Genomic DNA, 19,482 nt, shown 5'->3' with positions numbered 1-19,482 from the left:
GGAGATTTCTCCCTTCGGTCGAAATGACAAATATTGCGGATAAGTATTGTTTGTCGTGCAGTTCTGTCATTTCGAGGAACGAGAAATCTTCGCAAGCAACTCCATTTCAGTGGGTATAAAACTTTGTCGAGTTTCTAACGGAGATTTCTCCTTCGTCGAAATGACAAATGCTGCAGTTGAGTATTGTTTGCAGGATGATTTTCTCTTTGGTTAAAATGACAAATGTGAAAGCATCATCAGCGAGGTTTGATAAAGAAGCGATGACGTGAAATCAGTTACCTGACTATCAAAAACAATCATCAATGGCGTTCCCCAACGTATAAGGATACGTTCGGTCAGTCGTGATTGGCATGTAAGCAGTCACGGGTAGGGTGCTGTAAAGGAAGCTTTAGGTTAGGTACGCCAAATTTGAGGTATTTTCATCATCAAACGGGTCATTAGATGTGTCTATTTGTATTGCTGAGGTATAATTTATGCGGCCATACGCCATTGATGCCTGCCGTAACCTAAATGACAGATGACAGAACCTAAAAAATAGATGATGGAATCTCATAGAAGTAACCTCATAAAAAAAACCTTCTGAAATTTAACTTCCGGAAGGTTCTTTATTGTTATTGAATTTCTTTTTCAGGAGGATTTTCTGTTTTAGCAGTACCTGATTTCTTAAAGAACTGTGCCAGTTCGTTTACCTTCACCTGAAAACCAGCGGCTTTTGTGCCGACTTTGTATTTACTGAAATCATAATCGGTAAGTGCGGCCTGATAACAATCGAAATCGTGCAGGATTTTATTGTTCTTAAGGCTGCTGGCCAGGCTTTCTAAACGTGCGATTATACTTTGAACAAATTCTCTCGAGTCCACATCGTTCTGAAATTCGACCCAGTCAATATCGGGACTGCTCAAGGCAGGCTGATTGGTTCTGAAATCTTTTACCTTGTTGATTACAAGTTTGTTTTGCTCGTTTACACTACCGTACTTCGTTCGCTCTTCGGGTGTAAGATTCTTGAATTTTGCGGCAAGAGAACCTTCAATAGTGGCCAGAGCGTTTGCTACAATAGTTTTTTCCTGTGATGTGTAGTGCAGGGAATTTAAATTTTCGATTGCCATAGTTTATGGTTTTAATTAAAAATAATTGAAACAGTAAACTAAAGGTCAATTAAGGAATTGAACAGCCTTAAAAAGGCATATTTATAATAAAATAGGACAAATTAGCAAGATTTAGCAATTATTTGAAAAAACTATCCAGTAAAATCTGGTATTTTCTTCCTACCGGAATAATTTCATTATTACACATCGTTAAGGTTTTGAAAGTGGTAGTGGTCACTTTATTGATGTTTACAATATAAGAACGATGTACCTGAAGAAAATTAGCGCTGTCTATTTCTGCCGAATGCTCGAGAGCGAACCGTAAATAATGAGTGGCAGATTGAGCCTCGCGCTATAGAGTTTCATATAATTGCCAAGGCTTTCGATATACAGAATGTCACTCAGAAGAATATCCGTCATTTGGCCGTTTACACGTTGCGAAAGTATTTTTCCGTTAGGTGTAGTCCCTTTTTTAATCGTATTTCCGGAAAAGTAAATCTTGGCTTTTTCGATGGCTTTGGCAAACTTATCAAACGAAATAGGTTTAAGTAAATAATCGATCGCATCGTTTTGGTAAGCCGAAAGAGCGTAGTCAGAGTATGCCGTCGTGACAATCGTAAGCGGGCGATTGGGCTGTAATTCCATCAATTCAACCCCCGAAATTACGGGCATATTGATATCCAGAAAAATAATATCGTAGTTGTTTTCGTTGAGCATTTTTACCGCTTCCATTCCGCTGAAGGCACTTCCGGAATGTTCCAGTTCGTCGAACTTCGAAATGTGCGATGCGAGCGCCTTGTGTGCCGGCGATTCGTCATCTATTATGAGACAGCGGTAGGTAAGTGCCATATGTTTAATTTTACAATAAAGGTATTTTTTTCTTTTTTACAGCTCAGTTCATGTTTTAGTCCGTACACTTCAAGGCGCCTTTTCAGGTTTTCGATTCCAATTCCGGTGCTTGAAAGCCGCGAACCGGAATCCAGATAATTGTTTTTTATGGTAAAAGATAAATTCTGACATTTTACCTTCAAATCAATATGGATAAAAGGTTCCGGCATTTCTGCCGAAAATTTCACGGCATTTTCTACCAAAGGCAAGAAGAACAAGGGCGGAATATCGATGCTGTCAACAGCGCCTTCAAAATTTTGGGTAATCACAAGCCTTTCATTTCTAAAAGTATAATACTCCACATATTTTTTAATAAAATCGATTTCTTCGTTTAAGAAAACATAATCTTTTTTAGTAGCTTCAATCTGATAGCGCAGCATGTCTGAGAGATTCAGTATTCTGTCCGGCACCTTATCAGGATCAGAAAGCGATTCTCCGTACAAATTATTCATGGCATTCAGCAGAAAATGCGGATTGAGCTGTTGTTTTAAAAAGGAAAGTTCCGACTTGAAGTTCATAATATCTTTGTCGGTTTGCGAAAACTTATTTATAATCAGCGCATGAAGTATGTAGAGGAACGTTCCGTTGCAGATTAACGATAAAATAGACAATGTTTTAATACGTCCAAGGCCTACGTAATCAAAATAATAGCTCATGAAAATGTAATATCCAATCCAGAACGTGAGATAAAACAGCCAAAAAAGCCTGACTCTTTTCTTAAAAAGAAATTTTTTAAGGATGAAAAGATTGCTAAATAATATTCCGAGATAGATTGGAATATATCCGATGCAGATATTCTGCAGCAAAAGAAAACTGTCTCTACCTTTATAATTAATTTCATCATAAATGCAGACAAAAATAATTCCGATAACAAGCGTACTTATGATGAGGTTCCGGATGAAAAAGTTCTGATAAATTTTAAGAATTGTCATAACGGCAAAATTAGGGTAATATTATAGTTTATAGGTATTTGTCTGGTGAAAATTATACGAACGCCATTGGTATAAATAATACGCCACTGGTATAATTATGCTGTTATAATAAAAGGATCTCCATTACTTTTGATCCAGGGTTTCAATCAGCAATCCCGGGAACAATTAAATTTTAAGCCAATTTATGAGAGCAAAAATCATTTCTGTATTATTCGTCTGTACATCGTTGCAAATTATGGCTCAGGAAAAAGAACCGGGTATGAAAACTTTTGCTAAAGCAATAACCGACAAATTCCCGACCACCCGGACTTTTGATGTACAATACGAACAATTAGGCCCGGCCAATTATGATTCGGAGCTTTTTGGGAATGATTTGGAAAGAGGCAGAATTGAAAGCCATAGCCGACTAAAAGCAGCATTTAATATGCCGTTTTACGTATCTGATTCGAAGCGCTTTATTTTAACAGCTTCGCTTCGTTATAAATATGAAACCTACAATTTCGGAACTATTTACAATTATAATACAGCGACATCCTACACCAGGAATCAGCAGGATTTTCATTACCTCGCTGCGGCTGTAAGTGCGACCTATATGTCTACACTTTTTAAGAAGCCTATTATTTACAACGCAACCGCTACGGTAGACGGAAACGAGGAGAATGTGCAACGGGTAAAAGGTTTTGCAACGGCCAGTTTGGTGCTTAAAAGAACGGCCAGTACAACTATAACCATTGGAGCGCTGGCCATGTTAGATCCTTCTGCTATTATCCCGGTTACACCGCTTTTTACGTATAACCATAAGTTCGAAAATTCGAAATGGGATATTGATTTTATTCTTCCGCAGCGTTTGCTGTTCAGGAGGGAGCTTTTAGAAAATGGAAGAATTTCCTTAGGAACGGAGTTAAATTCAGAAAATTTTTACTTAAATTTAAATACCTCAAATTTAAAAGGAATTTATGAGTTAAACCAGCTGGAACTAAAATCGGGTATTACTTATGAATATCACTTCTCACCAAAGGTAATTGGCATGATAAAAGGCGGCGTGAATAACGTTTTAAGCACCAGAATTACCGAAAAGGGAGAGCGCACCAATCGATATGTTTACGATCATAAAGAAGACACCCAGGGGTATTTTAGATTCGGAATATCGTACAACCCTTTTTAGAAAATTAGAATTACGGTTTTTTAGTACTTAAAATAATTGATTATGGCAGTTGAGGTTTTTAAAACAAATGTTCAGAGAGAACTGGACAAAAATTATATCATTGCGGTTATCCAGACTCAGTTTCCACATTATAAAGTCAATTTTGACCTGGAGGACTGTGACAAAATCTTAAGAGTTGAGGGTGTTGCATTAGAACCCAAAAACATAATAGACTATGTCAACTGCCTGGGTTATATCTGTGTGCCTTTAGAATAATATTTATAGCATACCGGAGGTATTTTTCCTGGTCAAAATCAGGGGAAAATACCCGTTTTTATATAAAAGATTAATGATACTTTTGCTGTCATAATTTCTTCACCATACGTTACATTCAAGCCAGAAAAAGGCTTCCAATAAATTATTATATGATTAGTTTTATCCTTTCGGTTGTATTGTTATTATTGAATCAGTTTTAAAAAAGAACGGTTTCTTCCGGATAATAAATTTCCGGACTTTTTCAGTATTGAGAATGTTTGTTCTGTTTATGCGCATAATTTTTTAAATTTGTGCTCTTATGAAAAAAGCGTACTCCCTCTTTGACTTTTCGCAAAAGGTTAATTATAAAAATGAAATTTTAGCAGGGCTAACCGTAGCCATGACCATGATTCCCGAATCCTTATCGTTCGCCATTCTGGCTGGTTTTCCTCCGTTGGTTGGTTTATACGCTGCTTTTATTGCCGGTTTGGTTACCGCTGTTTTTGGCGGCAGACCCGGAATGATTTCGGGTGGGGCAGGAGCAACGGTAATTGTTCTGATCGCCCTGATGAAATCGCATGGAATTGAATATGTGTTTGCAGCGGTCGCACTCGGTGGAATCGTACAAATCTGTATCGGACTTTTTAAACTCGGAAAATTTATCAGACTGGTGCCGCAGCCCGTCATGTTTGGTTTTGTAAACGGACTTGCTGTTGTTATTTTTATGTCGCAGCTGGAACAATTTAAAACGGTTGTAAACGGGCAGGTTTCCTGGCTACAGGGCACACCGCTTTACATTATGTTGGGTTTGGTTGGTTTGACAGTGGGTATTGTTCTTCTTTTTCCTAAAATTACAAAAACAGTTCCGGCTTCTTTGGTTGCCATAATGGTGGTTTTCGCTATTGTACTTTTGTTTCATATTGATACCAAAACAGTAGAAGATATTGCTTCTGTTCAGGGTGGATTTCCGCCTTTTCATATTCCCAATATTCCTTTTTCTTTTGATACGCTTAAAGTAATATTTCCGTATTCGGTAATCGTTGCAGCTGTTGGTTTAACAGAAGGGCTGCTAACCTTAAATCTGGTGGACGAAATTACGGGAACCCGCGGAAACAGCAATCGGGAATGTATTGCCCAGGGAAGTTCGAATATCTTAAACGGTTTCTTCTTTGGAATGGGCGGCTGCCCGATGATTGCACAGACACTGGTGAATCTTTCGGCAGGTTCGAGAGCCAGACTTTCCGGAATAATTGCGTCACTGACCATTTTGATCATCATACTTTTTGGTGCTCCGGTAATCGGAAAATTACCAATGGCGGCTTTGGTTGGGGTGATGATGATGGTGGCAATAACGACTTTCGAATGGGCAAGTTTCAGGATTATAAATAAGATGCCCAAACATGATATTTTTGTTGGAATATTGGTTGCCCTCATTACAATTCTGCTGCATAATCTGGCCTTGGCGGTATTAATTGGAGTTATTATTTCGGCATTGGTTTTTGCCTGGGAAAGTGCCAAAAGAATTCGCGCAAGACATTTCACGGATGAAGAAGGTGTAAAACACTATGAAATTTACGGGCCTTTATTCTTCGGTTCAATAGCTGCTTTTATGGAAAAATTCGATATTCAGAACGATCCCGGTCACGTGATTATTGATTTTAAAGAAAGCCGTATAGCCGATATGTCTGCTATTGAAGCTTTGAATAATCTGACGAAAAAATACAGTCAGTTAAACAAAACGGTCGAACTGACGCATTTGAGCCCTGATTGCATCCTGCTGCTCAAAAATGCCGAAGCAGTAATTAAGGTAAATGTAATTGAAGATCCGACTTATAAAGTGGTGAGTTAGATAATGAGATAATTTGTCAAGGAGATAATTAGAAAATTTTAAACATTATCTCATTTTCTCATTATCTAATTTCCTCATTAACCCCTCCACTTCGCTGAACTTTCCGTCCACTTCATCTATTTTCAATCCTAAGATATGGGCGATTAAAGGATAAACCGAAACGTTCTGAAAAGATCTGACTTCTTTATTCACTTTAAAAGCAGGGCCTTTTGCGTAAAAAATAGCCTGCATGTCTTTGTTTTTATTGTCGTATCCGTGTGTTCCTCCTTTTATCTTTTGGTCTTTATCATTTACTAAACTATATCCTTTCTCGGCTTCAATAACAAAATCATGCACCCGCGGATTCGTGCCATAGTGCAATCTTTTGGGCAATTTTCCGGCTCTCCATAATTTGATATGCGGTACTTTTTTTAAAGCTGCTGCGATGGAATCCTGACAACCGGGTTTGGCCTGCAAGCTCATAATCGGATTAATAACGGCTTTGTACCCTAACCATTCGGGTTTTAGATAGTCTAAAATGGCAACCTTTTTAGCATTGCTGATATCGGCCATTCCGTGATCGGAAACGATGATTAAATTGATTTGTTTCCCGATAGGCAACTGATCCAGTTTTGAAGACAATTGTCCCATAATAGAATCCATCTGAATGATTACTTTTTTGTTTTCAGCAGAAAGCGGACCAAAGTCGTGTCCGGTATGATCGGGCTGGTCAAAGTATAAAGTAATCAGATGAGGTCTTTGTTTTTCAGGAAGCTGCAGCCATTTTATTACGGTGTCCATTCGGCTTTCGTACGATACTTTATCGTCATACTTTTTGTAAATACCAGGTCTTTTCTGATCGGTATTTGATCCCGGCCAGAAAAAAGAAGCTGTTTTTACTCCTTGTTGTTCGGCAACATTCCAAATGGGGTTTCCGCCATAAAATCGGGAATCATTTTTAGCATTCGATGATAAGGAGAAGGATTCGTTAAGTTGAGCATCATAAAAAACGTTATTAATAATACCATGATGATCCGGATACAGTCCTGTTACTATAGAATAATGATTCGGAAAAGTTTTACTTGGATAGGAAGGTTTCATTGATTTTGCATGAACACCCTCTTTGGCAATTTTATCAAGATTCTGAAGTTTGAAATGTTTGGCATAATCCCAACGAAATCCATCCATTGAAACTAAGACTACGTAAGTGTCTTTATTGGTCTGGGCATGTGAAAAAGTGGTAAGAAGTAAAAATGTAAAAAGGAACAGGTGAGTAGTGAATTTTCTCATTTTGTAATTTAATAGAGCTGCAAAGATATTTAAATAGTCGCAGTTTATAGTCTCAGTCGCAGTTTTGCAATCATTAAATTTTTGTAAACAGTTACTGCGGCTGCGACTGAGACTGCAACTGATAAAAAAACGCCAAACAGCAATTTGCTATTTGGCGTTTTATAAAGTAAGAAGTGAAGAACGATTACATCATTCCCGGCATACCGCCACCCATTGGCATTCCGCCTCCGTTTTCTTCTTTAATATCAATTAAGGCACACTCTGTAGTTAAGATCATTCCCGCAACAGAAGCAGCATTTTCTAACGCTACACGAGTTACTTTTTTAGGATCGATAATTCCTGCTTTAAGCATGTCTACATATTCGTCAGTTTTGGCATTGTATCCAAAGTCACCAGAACCTTCACCTACTTTTGCTACCACTACAGAACCTTCAAGACCTGCATTTTCAACAATAGTTCTTAACGGAGATTCAACAGCACGCGCTACAATCTGGATTCCGGTTGCTTCGTCAGCGTTATCGGCTTTAAGGTCTGCTAATGCAGCTTTAGCTCTTAAAAGGGCTACACCACCACCAGCAACGATTCCTTCTTCAACAGCAGCACGAGTTGCGTGTAAAGCATCGTCAACTCTGTCTTTTTTCTCTTTCATTTCAACTTCAGAAGCAGCACCAACATAAAGAACAGCAACACCACCGGCTAATTTAGCCAAACGCTCCTGTAATTTTTCTTTATCATAATCAGATGTTGTAGTTTCCATCTGACCTTTAATTTGGTTTACTCTGTTTTTGATGATATCAGCTTCACCAGCACCACTTACAATTGTAGTGTTGTCTTTATCGATAGAAACTCTTTTTGCAGTTCCTAACATTTCAATTGTAGTGTTTTCTAAAGTGTATCCTCTTTCTTCAGAAATTACAGTACCACCCGTTAAGATGGCAATATCTTCTAACATTGCTTTTCTTCTGTCTCCAAAACCAGGAGCTTTTACAGCAGCAATTTTAAGAGCACCTCTTAATTTATTTACTACAAGAGTAGACAGCGCTTCTCCGTCAACATCTTCAGCAATAATCAATAATGGTTTTCCTGATTGTGCAACCGGCTCTAAAACTGGTAGTAATTCTTTTAAAGAAGATACTTTTTTGTCGTATAATAAGATGTATGGAGAGTCTAATTCAACTTCCATTTTCTCCGGATTTGTAACGAAATATGGGGAAAGATATCCTCTGTCAAACTGCATTCCTTCAACAACATCAACGTAAGTATCTGTTCCTTTAGCCTCTTCAACAGTAATTACCCCTTCTTTACCTACTTTAGCGAAAGCAGTAGCGATCAAATCACCAATCACTTCGTCATTGTTTGCAGAGATAGAAGCAATTTGTTTGATTTTATCAGAATCACTTCCAACAACTTTAGCTTGTTTTGCAAGGTCAGCAACGATAGCTTCAACTGCTTTATCGATACCGCGTTTCAAGTCCATTGGATTTGCTCCTGCAGCAACGTTTTTCAAACCTTCTTTTACAATCGCCTGAGCTAAAACTGTAGCAGTTGTAGTTCCGTCTCCTGCTAAGTCATTGGTTTTAGAAGCAACTTCCTTCACCATTTGTGCACCCATATTTTCTAATGGGTCTTTTAATTCGATTTCTTTTGCAACCGAAACTCCATCTTTGGTAACTGTTGGTCCACCAAATGATTTTCCGATAATTACGTTACGACCTTTTGGTCCAAGAGTTACTTTTACAGCATTTGCCAATGCATCAACACCACGTTTTAATCCGTCACGTGCTTCAATATCAAATTTTATATCTTTTGCCATTCTATTTTTGCTTTAGGCAGGAGGCTTTAAGCTTTAGGCTTTTCCTACTGCTGAATTAGTATTTGTTTTTAATTTGTAAATTTTGCTTTGAGCTTTTTCAAAAGCCTGCAGCTTATAGCTTACAGCAATTTTAGATTATCGCTAAGATATCATCCTCACGCATGATCAGATAATCAGTTCCTTCCAGTTTTAATTCTGTTCCGGCATATTTACCATATAAAACAGTATCGCCAACTTTCACGGTCATGGTGTGATCTTTAGATCCATTTCCTACGGCTACTACAGTTCCTTTTTGTGGTTTCTCTTTGGCAGTGTCCGGAATGAAAATTCCTGAAGCAGTTTTGGTTTCAGCTGCTACAGGCTCAATAAGTACGCGGTCTGAAAGCGGTTTAATATTTAAAGCCATAATTTTATATTATATTAGGTTATACTTTTTTAACGTTCATTAAACTTTCAGAAATTGTGCCATGCTCAAAAAACTGACATTATTTCCTAAAAAAAATGCCAGCTTTGACAGGCTGGCATCTTAATTTTATATCAAAAATATTATTTTGCTGCTGGAGCTGCCGGAGCAGGAGTTCCTTGTGCCGGAGCTGCAGGCGTAGTCGCAGGTGCTTCCGTTTTTTCAATAAGTTTAGAATCTGTATCACTTAATGATCCTGTAAAGCTTAAGCTTGAAAGTAAGATTAATGCAATAAGGATAGTAGCCAACGTCCAGGTACTTTTGTCTAAAAAGTCTGTTGTTTTTTGTACTCCACCTAACATTTGAGTTCCGCTGATAGTAGAAGACAATCCGCCTCCTTTAGGGTTTTGAACCATGATTACTACGATCAATAGAAAGCAAACTATTGTGATTAAAACTAAAAAAATTGAAAATGTGCTCATTGTTTAATTATTATTGTTATTTTGTTGTAAAATCTTTATATCCGAAATACGGTCTGCAAAGAAACTAATTTTTTCTGGATATTTCAAAATTAATATTTCATATGCTTGTATCGCTTTTGTATATTTTTTTTGTTCCAGATATACACGCGCCAAAGTTTCGGTCATTAAATACGAATTGTCCTCGTTTTTGTTGGGGTCCAGCATTACTGTTGGAACAATTGCAGTTGGTTTTATAGGCGGAATTTTCGGATTCGTTTGTATAAATTTATTAATAATCTCTGCTTTTTTCTTTTTTTCTTCTTCAATTGACTCCGTTTCTTCTGTTTCAGCAACAGGCTGAGTTATGGGTTCAGGAGCTTTTTCGGCTTCTTTTACCTTTTCTTTATTTTCTGCAGGACCTTCTTTTGTTCTGTCAATAGGTTCTGTTCGGGCTAGTTGCAGCCATTCCTGGAAAGAATGTTTTTCATTAACAGAAAAATCCAAAGGTTTTCCGATTTCCAGATTTTCCTCGGCATTTTTTACTGTTTCAGAAACTTCAACTTCTTTTGGTACTTCAGTTTCTTTTAAATCTTCAAAAACAACTGTTGTAGCTTGTTTTATAGAATTATATACGGATTCTTCAATCGGTTCAACACGGATATCGGGAGTTTGTTCTCTTTCTTCCTCTATAATTGGTTCTTCCGTAACAATTGGGGTTTCTTCTTCTTCAGAAGCAGACACCGGCTGTTCTACAAAAGAATCAATTGTAATCTCTTCCACTATAATTGGTTCTTCCGTAACAATTGGGGTTTCTTCTACAGAAGTTGAAGCTGGCTGTTCCACAAAAGAATCAATTGTAATCTCTTCTACTCTAATTGGTTCTTCCGTAACAGTTGGGGTTTCTTCTACAGATGTTGAAGCTGGCTGTTCCACAAAAGAATCAATTGTAATCTCTTCTACTCTAATTGGTTCTTCCGTAACAATTGGAGTTTCTTCTTCTACAGAAGTAGGTACTGACTGTTCTACGAAAGAATCGATTGTAATTTCTTCGACTGTAATGGGTTCTTCAATAACAATTGGAACTTCTTCTTTGACAGCAGGAGAAACGATTTGTTCTACAAAAGAGTCTAAAGTGATTTCTTCGATTGCTATTGGTTCTTCTATAAAAACTGGAACTTCTTCTTTTACAGGAGTCAGAACAGGTTGCTCAACAACAACATCAACTGGTTTTTCTTCTGGTTTTTTATGTTCTTCAAAAACTACTGTTGTGGCTTCTCTTATAGAAGACAAAATAGATTGTTCGATCGGATCAATTCTTATTGCAGGAACCTTCTGGATTTCAGGTATTACAACTTCACTTTCAAAAACAGTAATGTTCAAAAGGTCTTTGAGTTTTTGATCGTAATACTCATTTTGAATAGAGACAAAGGTTTCAGAAGTGATAAAGTCAAATAATACGGAACGATCTGTAGTATGAGCTGCCGTAACTTTTAAAGCATAATTATACTTAAAACTATTCTGATTGTAAAGTCCTTTTAATCGCAATGCTCTGGCACTTTGAAAATAAGGAAATTCATTCAGAACATTGCCTAATGCTTCCGTTTGCTTTTCAGTAATAGCATCGGGTTTGTTTATTAGGTGTGTATAATCAGTTACATTCATTTTTGTTTGTTTAATCGTTTATTCGTTTCATTGTTCAATCGTTTGCAAACCGCTTAACGATTTAACAAATCAACATTTTACCATTTAGCCAATGAATCGTTAAAGATATCCTGGGTAATTCTGTCGTAAATCTCTTTAATGGCAGCATTCAGGGAAGAACCTACAAGTTGTTGTGTGCCCGGATAATCTTTATAGAATTCAAATGTTTTTTCGAAATCATCAGATTCCTTGTTCTTATTGGTAAATCTCACCATAATACGGATCGTCAAACGGTTTTGAGCCGCCTGCTGATCTGCAGTCGCTGTCATTGGAGTTGTTCTGTAGTCTACGATTTCTCCTTCATAAACCAAGTCTCCGCCATTGCTGACTAAGTTTAAATTCGTTTGATTCTGAATTAAATCCTGCAGTGCCAAAGTAAAATCCCTGTCGATTCCCGGCTCGATCAAATCGGCATTATTCTGGAAAAAGTTAACCTGAAACGTTTTTGCATCAATTTTCCCTGTTCCTGTAAAGTTATAAACAGAGCAGCCACTTAGCATAAAGAGGCTTATTAAGGCTAATAAAGAATATATTTTTTTCATAAATTGTTGGGGTAATAAAAATTCCAATTTTTTAAATTGCTGCGCCAGTTCGCTAGCGCTCGGGTCCAAATTCCAATTTTAAGAATTGCATTGCAATTCTCCGGTGTTGGGTTTAGTTCCAATTTTTTTCAAATATAGCAATTTGGAATTTGGAATTTATCCCGAGGGCTTCAGGGTTGGAATTTTCTATTAGAGATCGAATTGTTTAATTTTTCGGTATAAAGTTCGTTCTGAAATCCCTAGTTCATCGGCAGCAGCTTTACGTTTTCCTTTATTTTTTTCTAATGATTTTTTGATCATTTCGATTTCTTTTTGTTCCAGGCGTAAAATTTCTTCTTCCTCGATTGTTTCGGCATCCAGATAATTGTTATCATCCTGTATGTGATAATTATCTTCGCGGGTTGCCGGGGCCATGACGGCTGTTCCTGGCTCTTCTTCAAAATCTATTTCGCTCTCATTTTCCTGTGAACCGTATATTTTCTGAATCAGGTTAGGGTTGATATCCTGTACTTTCGAAGAACCGTTTTTCATTAATTCTAAAGTCAGTTTTTTCAAATCATTCAAATCACTTTTCATGTCAAAAAGAACCTTATATAAGATGTCTCTTTCTGTGCTAAAATCGCTTTCTTTTTTCTTATCATTGATTACAGAAGGCAAACTGCTTCCTTCAGTTGGTAAATAAGATTGCAAGGTTGCCAGGGAAATATCGCGATTGGTTTCTAAAACCGAAATTTGTTCCGCCACATTTCGCAACTGACGAATATTTCCGTTCCATCTGAATTTTTGCAGGAGCAGCACCGCATTGTCGTCCAGTCTCAAGGGCGGCATTTTGTATTTGTGTGCAAAATCGGCCACAAATTTTCGAAATAACAAATGAATGTCTTCATTTCTTTCGCGCAGCGGTGGCAATGTAATTTCGACAGTAGTCAGACGATAGTACAAATCCTCACGGAATTTTCCTTTTTCGATGGCATTGAATAAATTGACATTGGTTGCGGCTACGATTCTCACATTCGTTTTCTGAACCTGAGACGAACCTACTTTTATAAATTCTCCGTTCTCCAGTACACGAAGTAAACGAACCTGGGTTGTTAAAGGCAATTCACCTACTTCATCCAGGAAAATTGTTCCGCCGTCAGCCACTTCAAAATATCCTTCGCGTGTGCTGGTTGCACCTGTAAAAGCACCTTTTTCGTGACCAAATAGTTCACTGTCAATTGTTCCTTCCGGAATGGCTCCACAGTTTACTGCAATATATTTACCATGCTTTCTGTGTGAAAGCGAATGAATGATTCTCGGAATATTTTCTTTACCAACACCACTTTCACCGGTTACCATTACCGAAATATCAGTAGGAGCAACCTGAATGGCTTTTTCTATGGCGCGGTTTAATTTCGGGTCATTCCCGATAATCTCAAAACGTTGTTTTATTGCCTGAACTGTTTCCATGTGTTTTTTGTTTCAAGTTTTTATTAAACTCTGGCTTATATTTTTGTTTCAGGTTTCAAGTTTCAGGTTCTTTGCTTAACCTGAAACTTGAAACTTGAAACAATTTTAATTCATGCTGCTCAGTCCAACAGCTTCTCCTTTTAAGGTTCCACTGGTACAGCTTGTGATTTTTACATTTACGAAATCACCAATTTTATAATGCTCCTTTGGAAAAACCACCGTAATACTTTGTGAATTTCTTCCTGAGAATTCCTCTGTTGATTTTTTAGAAACTTTCTCGACTAAAACTTCAACCGTCTGACCCACAAATTCTTCGCTTCTGAACCAGGCGTGTTTTTGTTGTAAGTCGACAATTTCCTGCAATCTTCTGGCTTTGGTTTCTTCCGGAACATCATCTTCCATTTTTCTTCCGGCCAAAGTTCCGGGACGTTCCGAATACGAATACATATAACCGAAATTATATTTCACATATTCCATCAGACTCATGGTGTCCTGGTGATCCTGCTCTGTTTCTGTTGGGAAACCGGCAATCATATCTTGTGAAATCGAAGCATTCGGAATAATAGATCTGATTTTGTCAATCAACGTCAAATATTCTTCACGAGTGTGCAGACGATTCATTTCTTTTAAAATTCGGTCACTTCCGGACTGAACAGGCAAGTGTATATGTTTACAGATATTCGGGTATTTTGCAATAACATGCAAGATGCTTTCGTGCATATCCTGCGGATTAGAAGTCGAAAATCGGATGCGCATTTTAGGAAAACCAACAGCAACCATTTCTAGTAACTGATCGAAATCAACAGCAGTTGCTTTTTGCATGTCGGAAGCATTTACAAAATCCTTTTTCAGGCCGCCTCCGTACCAAAGGTAACTGTCAACGTTTTGTCCTAAAAGTGTAATTTCCTTAAAACCTTTGTCCCATAAATCCTGAATTTCCTTCATGATACTTTGTGGCTCACGGCTGCGTTCACGACCACGTGTAAAAGGTACAACGCAAAACGTACACATATTATCGCAACCACGGGTGATGGAAACCAAAGCTGTAATTCCATTGCTCATTAAACGAACAGGCGAAATATCACCGTACGTTTCTTCTTTCGATAAAATTACGTTAATTGCGTCGCGGCCTTCTTCAACTTCCGCCAGTAAATTGGGTAAATCTTTGTACGCATCAGGTCCTACCACAAGATCGACTATTTTTTCTTCCTCCAGAAACTGACTTTTCAGACGTTCGGCCATACAGCCCAAAACGCCCACTTTCATTTTCGGATTAATACGTTTTACGGCATTATATTTCTCCAGACGCTTACGAATGGTTTGTTCAGCCTTATCGCGGATTGAACAGGTATTAACCAGCACCAGATCGGCTTCTTCTAAAACTGAAGTTGTATTGTAGCCGCCTTCGTATAAAATGGAAGCTACGACTTCACTGTCCGAAAAATTCATCGCACAGCCGTAACTTTCTATAAAAAGCTTTTTAGTATTCTCAGGTTTATTTTCTAAAACAAGATTTTCACCTTGCTTACTTTCTTCAATAATCTTTTCCATTGCGTAATTTCAAAGTGCAAAGATAACGCAAAACCTATAAAGATGACAAGATGTCAGATAAAGAATTAACAATGTTTTCAGAAATGTTGATAGATTTTTAATACAGGTAATTTTAGAGTTCAGGTTTGAGATTTGTTGGGAAAAGTTTTCTTTTCTTTCAATGTTTGTTCTTATTCTGTACTTCTAAAGTGAAGATGTAATTTAGGTTATGGGATTTTAAGTGTTAAAAAAAGCACATTTCCGGAGTATAAACCTTTAAAGGTTATACCTATATATATTATCGACAGGTTTACAGATAAATCTGTAATTTTTAGAAACATATTATCAAAATACTTCAAAAATGCATAAGCAAGGTTGATATTTAAAAAAAATAGATACTTTTGTTGCAGAAATATAGAACAATGGCAAAGAATTTAGTAATAGTGGAATCACCTGCAAAGGCGAAAACGATAGAGAAGTTTCTAGGAAGTGATTTTCAGGTTGAGTCAAGTTATGGACACATAGCCGATTTACCGTCAAAAGAAATAGGAGTAGATGTAGAAAATGGATTTAAACCTAAATATGAAGTTTCTCCGGATAAAAAAGCCTTAGTAAGTAAACTGAAAGCACTATCTAAAAATGCCGAAATGGTTTGGCTGGCAAGTGATGAGGACCGCGAGGGGGAAGCTATTTCATGGCATCTTGCGGAAGAATTAAAACTGGATACTAAAAAAACCAAAAGAATTGTTTTTCACGAAATCACCAAAAGTGCCATTCTTAAAGCAATCGAAAATCCAAGAGAAATCGATTATAATTTGGTAAATGCCCAACAGGCGCGTCGTGTTTTAGACCGTTTAGTGGGGTATGAATTATCACCTGTTTTATGGAGAAAGATTAAAGGCGGTTTGTCTGCTGGCCGTGTGCAATCTGTTTCTGTTCGTTTAATTGTGGAAAGAGAACGTGAAATTCAGAATTTTAATGCAGTTGCGAGTTATTCCGTTGTGGCAGAATTTGTTAATGAAGCCGGAAAAGCATTCAAAGCCAAATTACCAAAAAACTTTACGACTAAAAAAGAAGCCGAAGATTTCTTAACACAAAATATCGGTTCTATATATAAGGTAGCGGATTTAGAAACCAAGCCTACCAAAAAATCTCCAACAGCACCTTTTACGACGTCGACTTTGCAACAGGAAGCGGCCAGAAAATTGTATTTGCCCGTTGGAATCACGATGCAGTTAGCACAACGTTTATATGAAGCCGGACTTATCACTTATATGAGAACGGATAGTGTAAACCTTTCTAAAGATGCTATGGATGCTGCAGAAGCTGAAATTATAAAATCATACGGAAAAGAATTCTCTAAGCCCCGAACTTTTGCTACTAAAAGTAAAGGAGCACAAGAGGCTCACGAAGCAATTCGTCCGACAGACATGTCGCGTCACACTGTAAATATTGATCGTGATCAGGCACGTTTATATGATTTGATCTGGAAAAGGACATTGGCATCTCAAATGAGTGATGCGCAACTGGAAAGAACAAACGTAAAAATTGAAGCCAATAATCACGGTGAAATTTTTACTGCTTCCGGAGAAGTTTTACTTTTTGAAGGTTTCTTAAAAGTATACTTAGAAGGACATGATGATGACGAGGAAGAGCAGGAAGGGATGCTTCCGGCCTTAAAAGTAAATGAAAAATTAGCCAATAATTATATTACGGCTACCGAAAGATATTCAAGACCACCGGCACGTTATACAGAAGCTTCGCTGGTAAAAAAGTTAGAAGAATTAGGAATTGGCCGTCCGTCTACGTATGCACCAACTATTTCGACTATCATCAACAGGAATTATGTTGAAAAAGGAACTCTTGAAGGTCAGGAACGCAACTATACGCAACTTACTTTGCAAAACAGTAAGGTTGGAGAAAAGCTGTTGAAAGAAAATACAGGTTCTGATAAAGGAAAATTGGTTCCAACGGATATCGGTACTATCGTTACAGATTTCCTTGTTAAGAATTTTGGAAACATCCTTGATTATAATTTTACAGCAAAAGTAGAACAGGATTTTGATGAAATTGCAGAAGGGAATATTGACTGGGCGACCATGATGCAGGAATTCTACGATAAATTCCACCCGAATGTAAAAGAAGTTGAGGCTAATGCTGAACGTGAAAGCGGTGAAAGAATTTTAGGGAAGGATGCTGACGGAAGACAGGTTTCTGTTCGTTTAGGAAAATTCGGGCCAATGGCTCAAATTGGAGAAGCAGATGATGAAGATAAAAAATTCGCCAGCTTAATGTCGGATCAGAATATCGGAAACATCACCTTAGAAGACGCACTTAATTTGTTTTTATTGCCGAAGAGTTTAGGGGAATATAAAGGAGAAGAAGTAGAGGTAAGTAATGGTCGTTACGGCCCTTATATACGTCACGGAAGTGCTTTTATTTCTTTGCCGAAAGGAGAAGATCCTTTGGGTGTCTCTAAAGAAAGAGCACAGGAACTGATTGACGAAAAAGCACTTGCAGATGCGCCAATTGCAGTTTATAAAGGAGAAGGAGTTCAGAAAGGTGTGGGGCGTTTTGGTCCATTCATCAAATGGAACGGCCTTTTTGTAAACGTAAGTAAAAAATACAATTTTGATAATTTATCCCAATCTGATGTTGAAGAACTGATTGAGGATAAATTGCAGAAAAATATAGATAAAGTACTCCATAATTGGGAGGATGAAGGGATTTTGGTTGAAAAAGCACGTTGGGGCCGCTCGGTTATTACAAAAGGTAAAATCAAAATTGAACTGAGTAAAGATGTTGATGCTACAAAGCTGACATTGGAAGAAGTTCAGGAAATGATCGCCAAAAAAACACCGGCTAAGAAAACACCAGCGAAAAAAGCAACAACAACTAAAAAAGCCCCAGCTAAAAAAACAGCTGCTAAAAAGAAATAAAAAATGGAATTTGATTTTCTAGAACAAGTTAATGATGGAATTTTAAAATTCATTAGTTCGTTGTCTTCTCAGGAATTGGGCAGTAAAGTTGTTTTTCATACACAGGACCAGTTTCCTGATATTAGTAAAATTACGATCGCAATTGTTGGAGTTTTAGAGGATCGACGCAATACAGATGGTTTCAATGAAGTAAATCTGAATGCGGTCCGAAAGAAATTTTACGGTATGTTCCCCGGTAACTGGGATGCGTCAATTGCCGATTTGGGAGATATACTTGCAGGAGATTCAGTAGAGGATACTTATTTTGCACTTAAGAAAGTAACAGCTGCTTTGATTAAGAATAAAGTAATTCCGATAGTTCTGGGAGGTTCACAGGATCTGACCTATGCTTTGTACCGTGCCTATGATGATTTAGAGCAGATGGTAAATATGGTTTCGGTAGATAATAAATTTGATTTTGGTAAAGAGAATGAACTGGTTTCGGCTAATTCCTATTTAACAAAAATCATAATTGACGAACCTAATAACCTGTTTAACTATTGTAATATCGGTTATCAGACCTATTACAATTCTCAGGAAGAGATTGATTTAATTGAAAAGCTGTTTTTTGATGCCTACCGTTTAGGAGAGATTTCGAATAAAATTGCACTGGCGGAACCGGTTTTCAGGGATGCGGATTTGGTTAGTATTGATTTGAATTCGGTAAAGTCTTCAGATTCAGGAAATAATGTTTCTTTTGAGCCTAATGGTTTTAATGGAAAAGAGATTTGTTCTTTGGCGAGATATGCCGGTATCAGTGATAAAGTTTCCTCATTTGGGATATTTAATCATAATAGTACCGTACAGGAATCAGGTATTATTGCTCAGATCGTCTGGTATTTTATAGAGGGGTACCATTATCGTTCCAAAGAATATCCATTTGGAAGCAGGGCCAATTATTTAAAATATATTGTTCCTTTAGAAGAGGAAGAATTAATTTTTTATAAAAGTGATAAAACAGATCGTTGGTGGATAGAAATTCCTTACGAATCTAACGGCCATAATAAACTGAAAAGAAATACGTTATTACCATGTTCTTATGACGAATATTTGCTCGCTTGTAACCAAGAGCTACCGGAAAGATGGTGGAAAGCGCAGCGAAAAAATGCTTTGTAGAAGGAAATTTTAACAGAAATCAGAATTTTTCAAAATTATTAAAAAAAAGTTAAAAAATATTAGTAAG

17 protein-coding genes are annotated in these 19,482 nt (G+C 37.3%); 5 read left to right on the top strand and 12 right to left on the bottom strand.

The features are described from left to right. Window positions 1–611: 611 nt before the first annotated feature. The 4 genes from EV142_RS20300 to EV142_RS20290 all read right to left on the bottom strand — a co-directional run bounded on the left by EV142_RS20300 (window position 612) and on the right by EV142_RS20290 (window position 2,905). Window positions 612–1,106: a hypothetical protein gene (locus EV142_RS20300; RefSeq protein WP_132037674.1), complete on the bottom strand. Its 495-nt coding sequence runs from the start codon at window positions 1,104–1,106 to the stop codon at window positions 612–614. 118 nt (window positions 1,107–1,224) lie between these two features. Next, the gene (locus tag EV142_RS24485) at window positions 1,225–1,332 is read right to left on the bottom strand and encodes a hypothetical protein (protein WP_238698648.1); all 108 of its coding nucleotides are present in this window, start codon (window positions 1,330–1,332) and stop codon (window positions 1,225–1,227) included. A 44-nt stretch (window positions 1,333–1,376) separates the two neighbouring features. Continuing rightward, window positions 1,377–1,934, bottom strand: a complete 558-nt coding sequence (locus EV142_RS20295) for a LytR/AlgR family response regulator transcription factor (protein WP_238698606.1) — start codon at window positions 1,932–1,934, stop codon at window positions 1,377–1,379. Next, the gene (locus tag EV142_RS20290; RefSeq protein WP_132037673.1) at window positions 1,907–2,905 is read right to left on the bottom strand and encodes a sensor histidine kinase; all 999 of its coding nucleotides are present in this window, start codon (window positions 2,903–2,905) and stop codon (window positions 1,907–1,909) included. Before EV142_RS20290 ends, EV142_RS20295 begins: the two co-directional genes overlap by 28 nt. A gap of 184 nt (window positions 2,906–3,089) precedes the next feature. On the opposite strand from EV142_RS20290, the gene EV142_RS20285 reads away from it, so the two are divergent. The 3 genes from EV142_RS20285 (at window position 3,090) to EV142_RS20275 (ending at window position 6,153) form a co-directional block, all read left to right on the top strand. Further along, window positions 3,090–4,070 (top strand): hypothetical protein, encoded by a 981-nt coding sequence (locus EV142_RS20285; protein ID WP_132037672.1) that lies wholly within the window; start codon window positions 3,090–3,092, stop codon window positions 4,068–4,070. Window positions 4,071–4,112: 42 nt separating this feature from the next. Beyond that, the gene (locus EV142_RS20280) at window positions 4,113–4,325 is read left to right on the top strand and encodes a hypothetical protein (protein ID WP_132037671.1); all 213 of its coding nucleotides are present in this window, start codon (window positions 4,113–4,115) and stop codon (window positions 4,323–4,325) included. A 298-nt stretch (window positions 4,326–4,623) separates the two neighbouring features. Next, entirely contained in the window at window positions 4,624–6,153 is a 1,530-nt protein-coding gene (locus EV142_RS20275; protein ID WP_132037670.1) for a SulP family inorganic anion transporter, read from the top strand. Between the two features lie 45 nt (window positions 6,154–6,198). On the opposite strand, the gene EV142_RS20270 is transcribed toward EV142_RS20275, so the two are convergent. The 8 genes from EV142_RS20270 to miaB all read right to left on the bottom strand — a co-directional run bounded on the left by EV142_RS20270 (window position 6,199) and on the right by miaB (window position 15,342). Then, window positions 6,199–7,422 (bottom strand): alkaline phosphatase family protein, encoded by a 1,224-nt coding sequence (locus EV142_RS20270; RefSeq protein ID WP_132037669.1) that lies wholly within the window; start codon window positions 7,420–7,422, stop codon window positions 6,199–6,201. Between the two features lie 184 nt (window positions 7,423–7,606). Continuing rightward, on the bottom strand, window positions 7,607–9,235 hold the full coding sequence (groL, locus tag EV142_RS20265) for a chaperonin GroEL (RefSeq protein ID WP_132037668.1): 1,629 nt from the start codon (window positions 9,233–9,235) through the stop codon (window positions 7,607–7,609). 130 nt (window positions 9,236–9,365) lie between these two features. Beyond that, window positions 9,366–9,641 carry a co-chaperone GroES gene (locus EV142_RS20260; RefSeq protein ID WP_012023920.1) on the bottom strand — a complete coding sequence of 92 codons (276 nt, stop codon included), beginning with the start codon at window positions 9,639–9,641 and terminating at the stop codon, window positions 9,366–9,368. 140 nt (window positions 9,642–9,781) lie between these two features. Next, window positions 9,782–10,120 (bottom strand): preprotein translocase subunit SecG, encoded by a 339-nt coding sequence (gene secG, locus EV142_RS20255; protein ID WP_132037667.1) that lies wholly within the window; start codon window positions 10,118–10,120, stop codon window positions 9,782–9,784. A 3-nt stretch (window positions 10,121–10,123) separates the two neighbouring features. Then, complete coding sequence (locus EV142_RS20250; protein WP_132037666.1) at window positions 10,124–11,761, bottom strand: tetratricopeptide repeat protein; 1,638 nt, start codon at window positions 11,759–11,761, stop codon at window positions 10,124–10,126. 77 nt (window positions 11,762–11,838) lie between these two features. Further along, on the bottom strand, window positions 11,839–12,342 hold the full coding sequence (locus tag EV142_RS20245; RefSeq protein WP_132037665.1) for an LptE family protein: 504 nt from the start codon (window positions 12,340–12,342) through the stop codon (window positions 11,839–11,841). Between the two features lie 189 nt (window positions 12,343–12,531). Beyond that, window positions 12,532–13,791 carry a sigma 54-interacting transcriptional regulator gene (locus EV142_RS20240; RefSeq protein ID WP_132037664.1) on the bottom strand — a complete coding sequence of 420 codons (1,260 nt, stop codon included), beginning with the start codon at window positions 13,789–13,791 and terminating at the stop codon, window positions 12,532–12,534. 105 nt (window positions 13,792–13,896) lie between these two features. After that, window positions 13,897–15,342 carry a tRNA (N6-isopentenyl adenosine(37)-C2)-methylthiotransferase MiaB gene (gene miaB, locus EV142_RS20235; protein WP_132037663.1) on the bottom strand — a complete coding sequence of 482 codons (1,446 nt, stop codon included), beginning with the start codon at window positions 15,340–15,342 and terminating at the stop codon, window positions 13,897–13,899. Between the two features lie 401 nt (window positions 15,343–15,743). Between miaB and topA the strand changes: the two genes are divergently transcribed. Both topA and EV142_RS20225 read left to right on the top strand, forming a co-directional pair. After that, entirely contained in the window at window positions 15,744–18,260 is a 2,517-nt protein-coding gene (gene topA, locus EV142_RS20230) for a type I DNA topoisomerase (RefSeq protein WP_132037662.1), read from the top strand. 3 nt (window positions 18,261–18,263) lie between these two features. Continuing rightward, window positions 18,264–19,415, top strand: a complete 1,152-nt coding sequence (locus tag EV142_RS20225; RefSeq protein WP_132037661.1) for a formimidoylglutamase — start codon at window positions 18,264–18,266, stop codon at window positions 19,413–19,415. The last annotated feature ends 67 nt before the right edge of the window (window positions 19,416–19,482 follow it).

Origin of the sequence: Flavobacterium circumlabens (assembly GCF_004345565.1) — a bacterium.
GTDB lineage: Bacteria > Bacteroidota > Bacteroidia > Flavobacteriales > Flavobacteriaceae > Flavobacterium > Flavobacterium circumlabens.
Note: the sequence above shows the minus strand (reverse complement) of the source record. Positions and strands in the feature narration are given on the sequence as shown.

Excerpts from the sequence above, each read along its gene's own strand:
- EV142_RS20300 (WP_132037674.1), bottom strand. The coding sequence starts at position 1,106 with ATGGCAATCGAAAATTTAAATTCCCTGCACTACACATCACAGGAAAAA.
- EV142_RS20295 (WP_238698606.1), bottom strand. The coding sequence starts at position 1,934 with ATGGCACTTACCTACCGCTGTCTCATAATAGATGACGAATCGCCGGCA.
- EV142_RS20290 (WP_132037673.1), bottom strand. The coding sequence starts at position 2,905 with ATGACAATTCTTAAAATTTATCAGAACTTTTTCATCCGGAACCTCATC.
- EV142_RS20285 (WP_132037672.1), top strand. The coding sequence starts at position 3,090 with ATGAGAGCAAAAATCATTTCTGTATTATTCGTCTGTACATCGTTGCAA.
- EV142_RS20280 (WP_132037671.1), top strand. The coding sequence starts at position 4,113 with ATGGCAGTTGAGGTTTTTAAAACAAATGTTCAGAGAGAACTGGACAAA.
- EV142_RS20275 (WP_132037670.1), top strand. The coding sequence starts at position 4,624 with ATGAAAAAAGCGTACTCCCTCTTTGACTTTTCGCAAAAGGTTAATTAT.
- EV142_RS20270 (WP_132037669.1), bottom strand. The coding sequence starts at position 7,422 with ATGAGAAAATTCACTACTCACCTGTTCCTTTTTACATTTTTACTTCTT.
- groL (WP_132037668.1), bottom strand. The coding sequence starts at position 9,235 with ATGGCAAAAGATATAAAATTTGATATTGAAGCACGTGACGGATTAAAA.
- EV142_RS20260 (WP_012023920.1), bottom strand. The coding sequence starts at position 9,641 with ATGGCTTTAAATATTAAACCGCTTTCAGACCGCGTACTTATTGAGCCT.
- secG (WP_132037667.1), bottom strand. The coding sequence starts at position 10,120 with ATGAGCACATTTTCAATTTTTTTAGTTTTAATCACAATAGTTTGCTTT.
- EV142_RS20250 (WP_132037666.1), bottom strand. The coding sequence starts at position 11,761 with ATGAATGTAACTGATTATACACACCTAATAAACAAACCCGATGCTATT.
- EV142_RS20245 (WP_132037665.1), bottom strand. The coding sequence starts at position 12,342 with ATGAAAAAAATATATTCTTTATTAGCCTTAATAAGCCTCTTTATGCTA.
- EV142_RS20240 (WP_132037664.1), bottom strand. The coding sequence starts at position 13,791 with ATGGAAACAGTTCAGGCAATAAAACAACGTTTTGAGATTATCGGGAAT.
- miaB (WP_132037663.1), bottom strand. The coding sequence starts at position 15,342 with ATGGAAAAGATTATTGAAGAAAGTAAGCAAGGTGAAAATCTTGTTTTA.
- topA (WP_132037662.1), top strand. The coding sequence starts at position 15,744 with ATGGCAAAGAATTTAGTAATAGTGGAATCACCTGCAAAGGCGAAAACG.
- EV142_RS20225 (WP_132037661.1), top strand. The coding sequence starts at position 18,264 with ATGGAATTTGATTTTCTAGAACAAGTTAATGATGGAATTTTAAAATTC.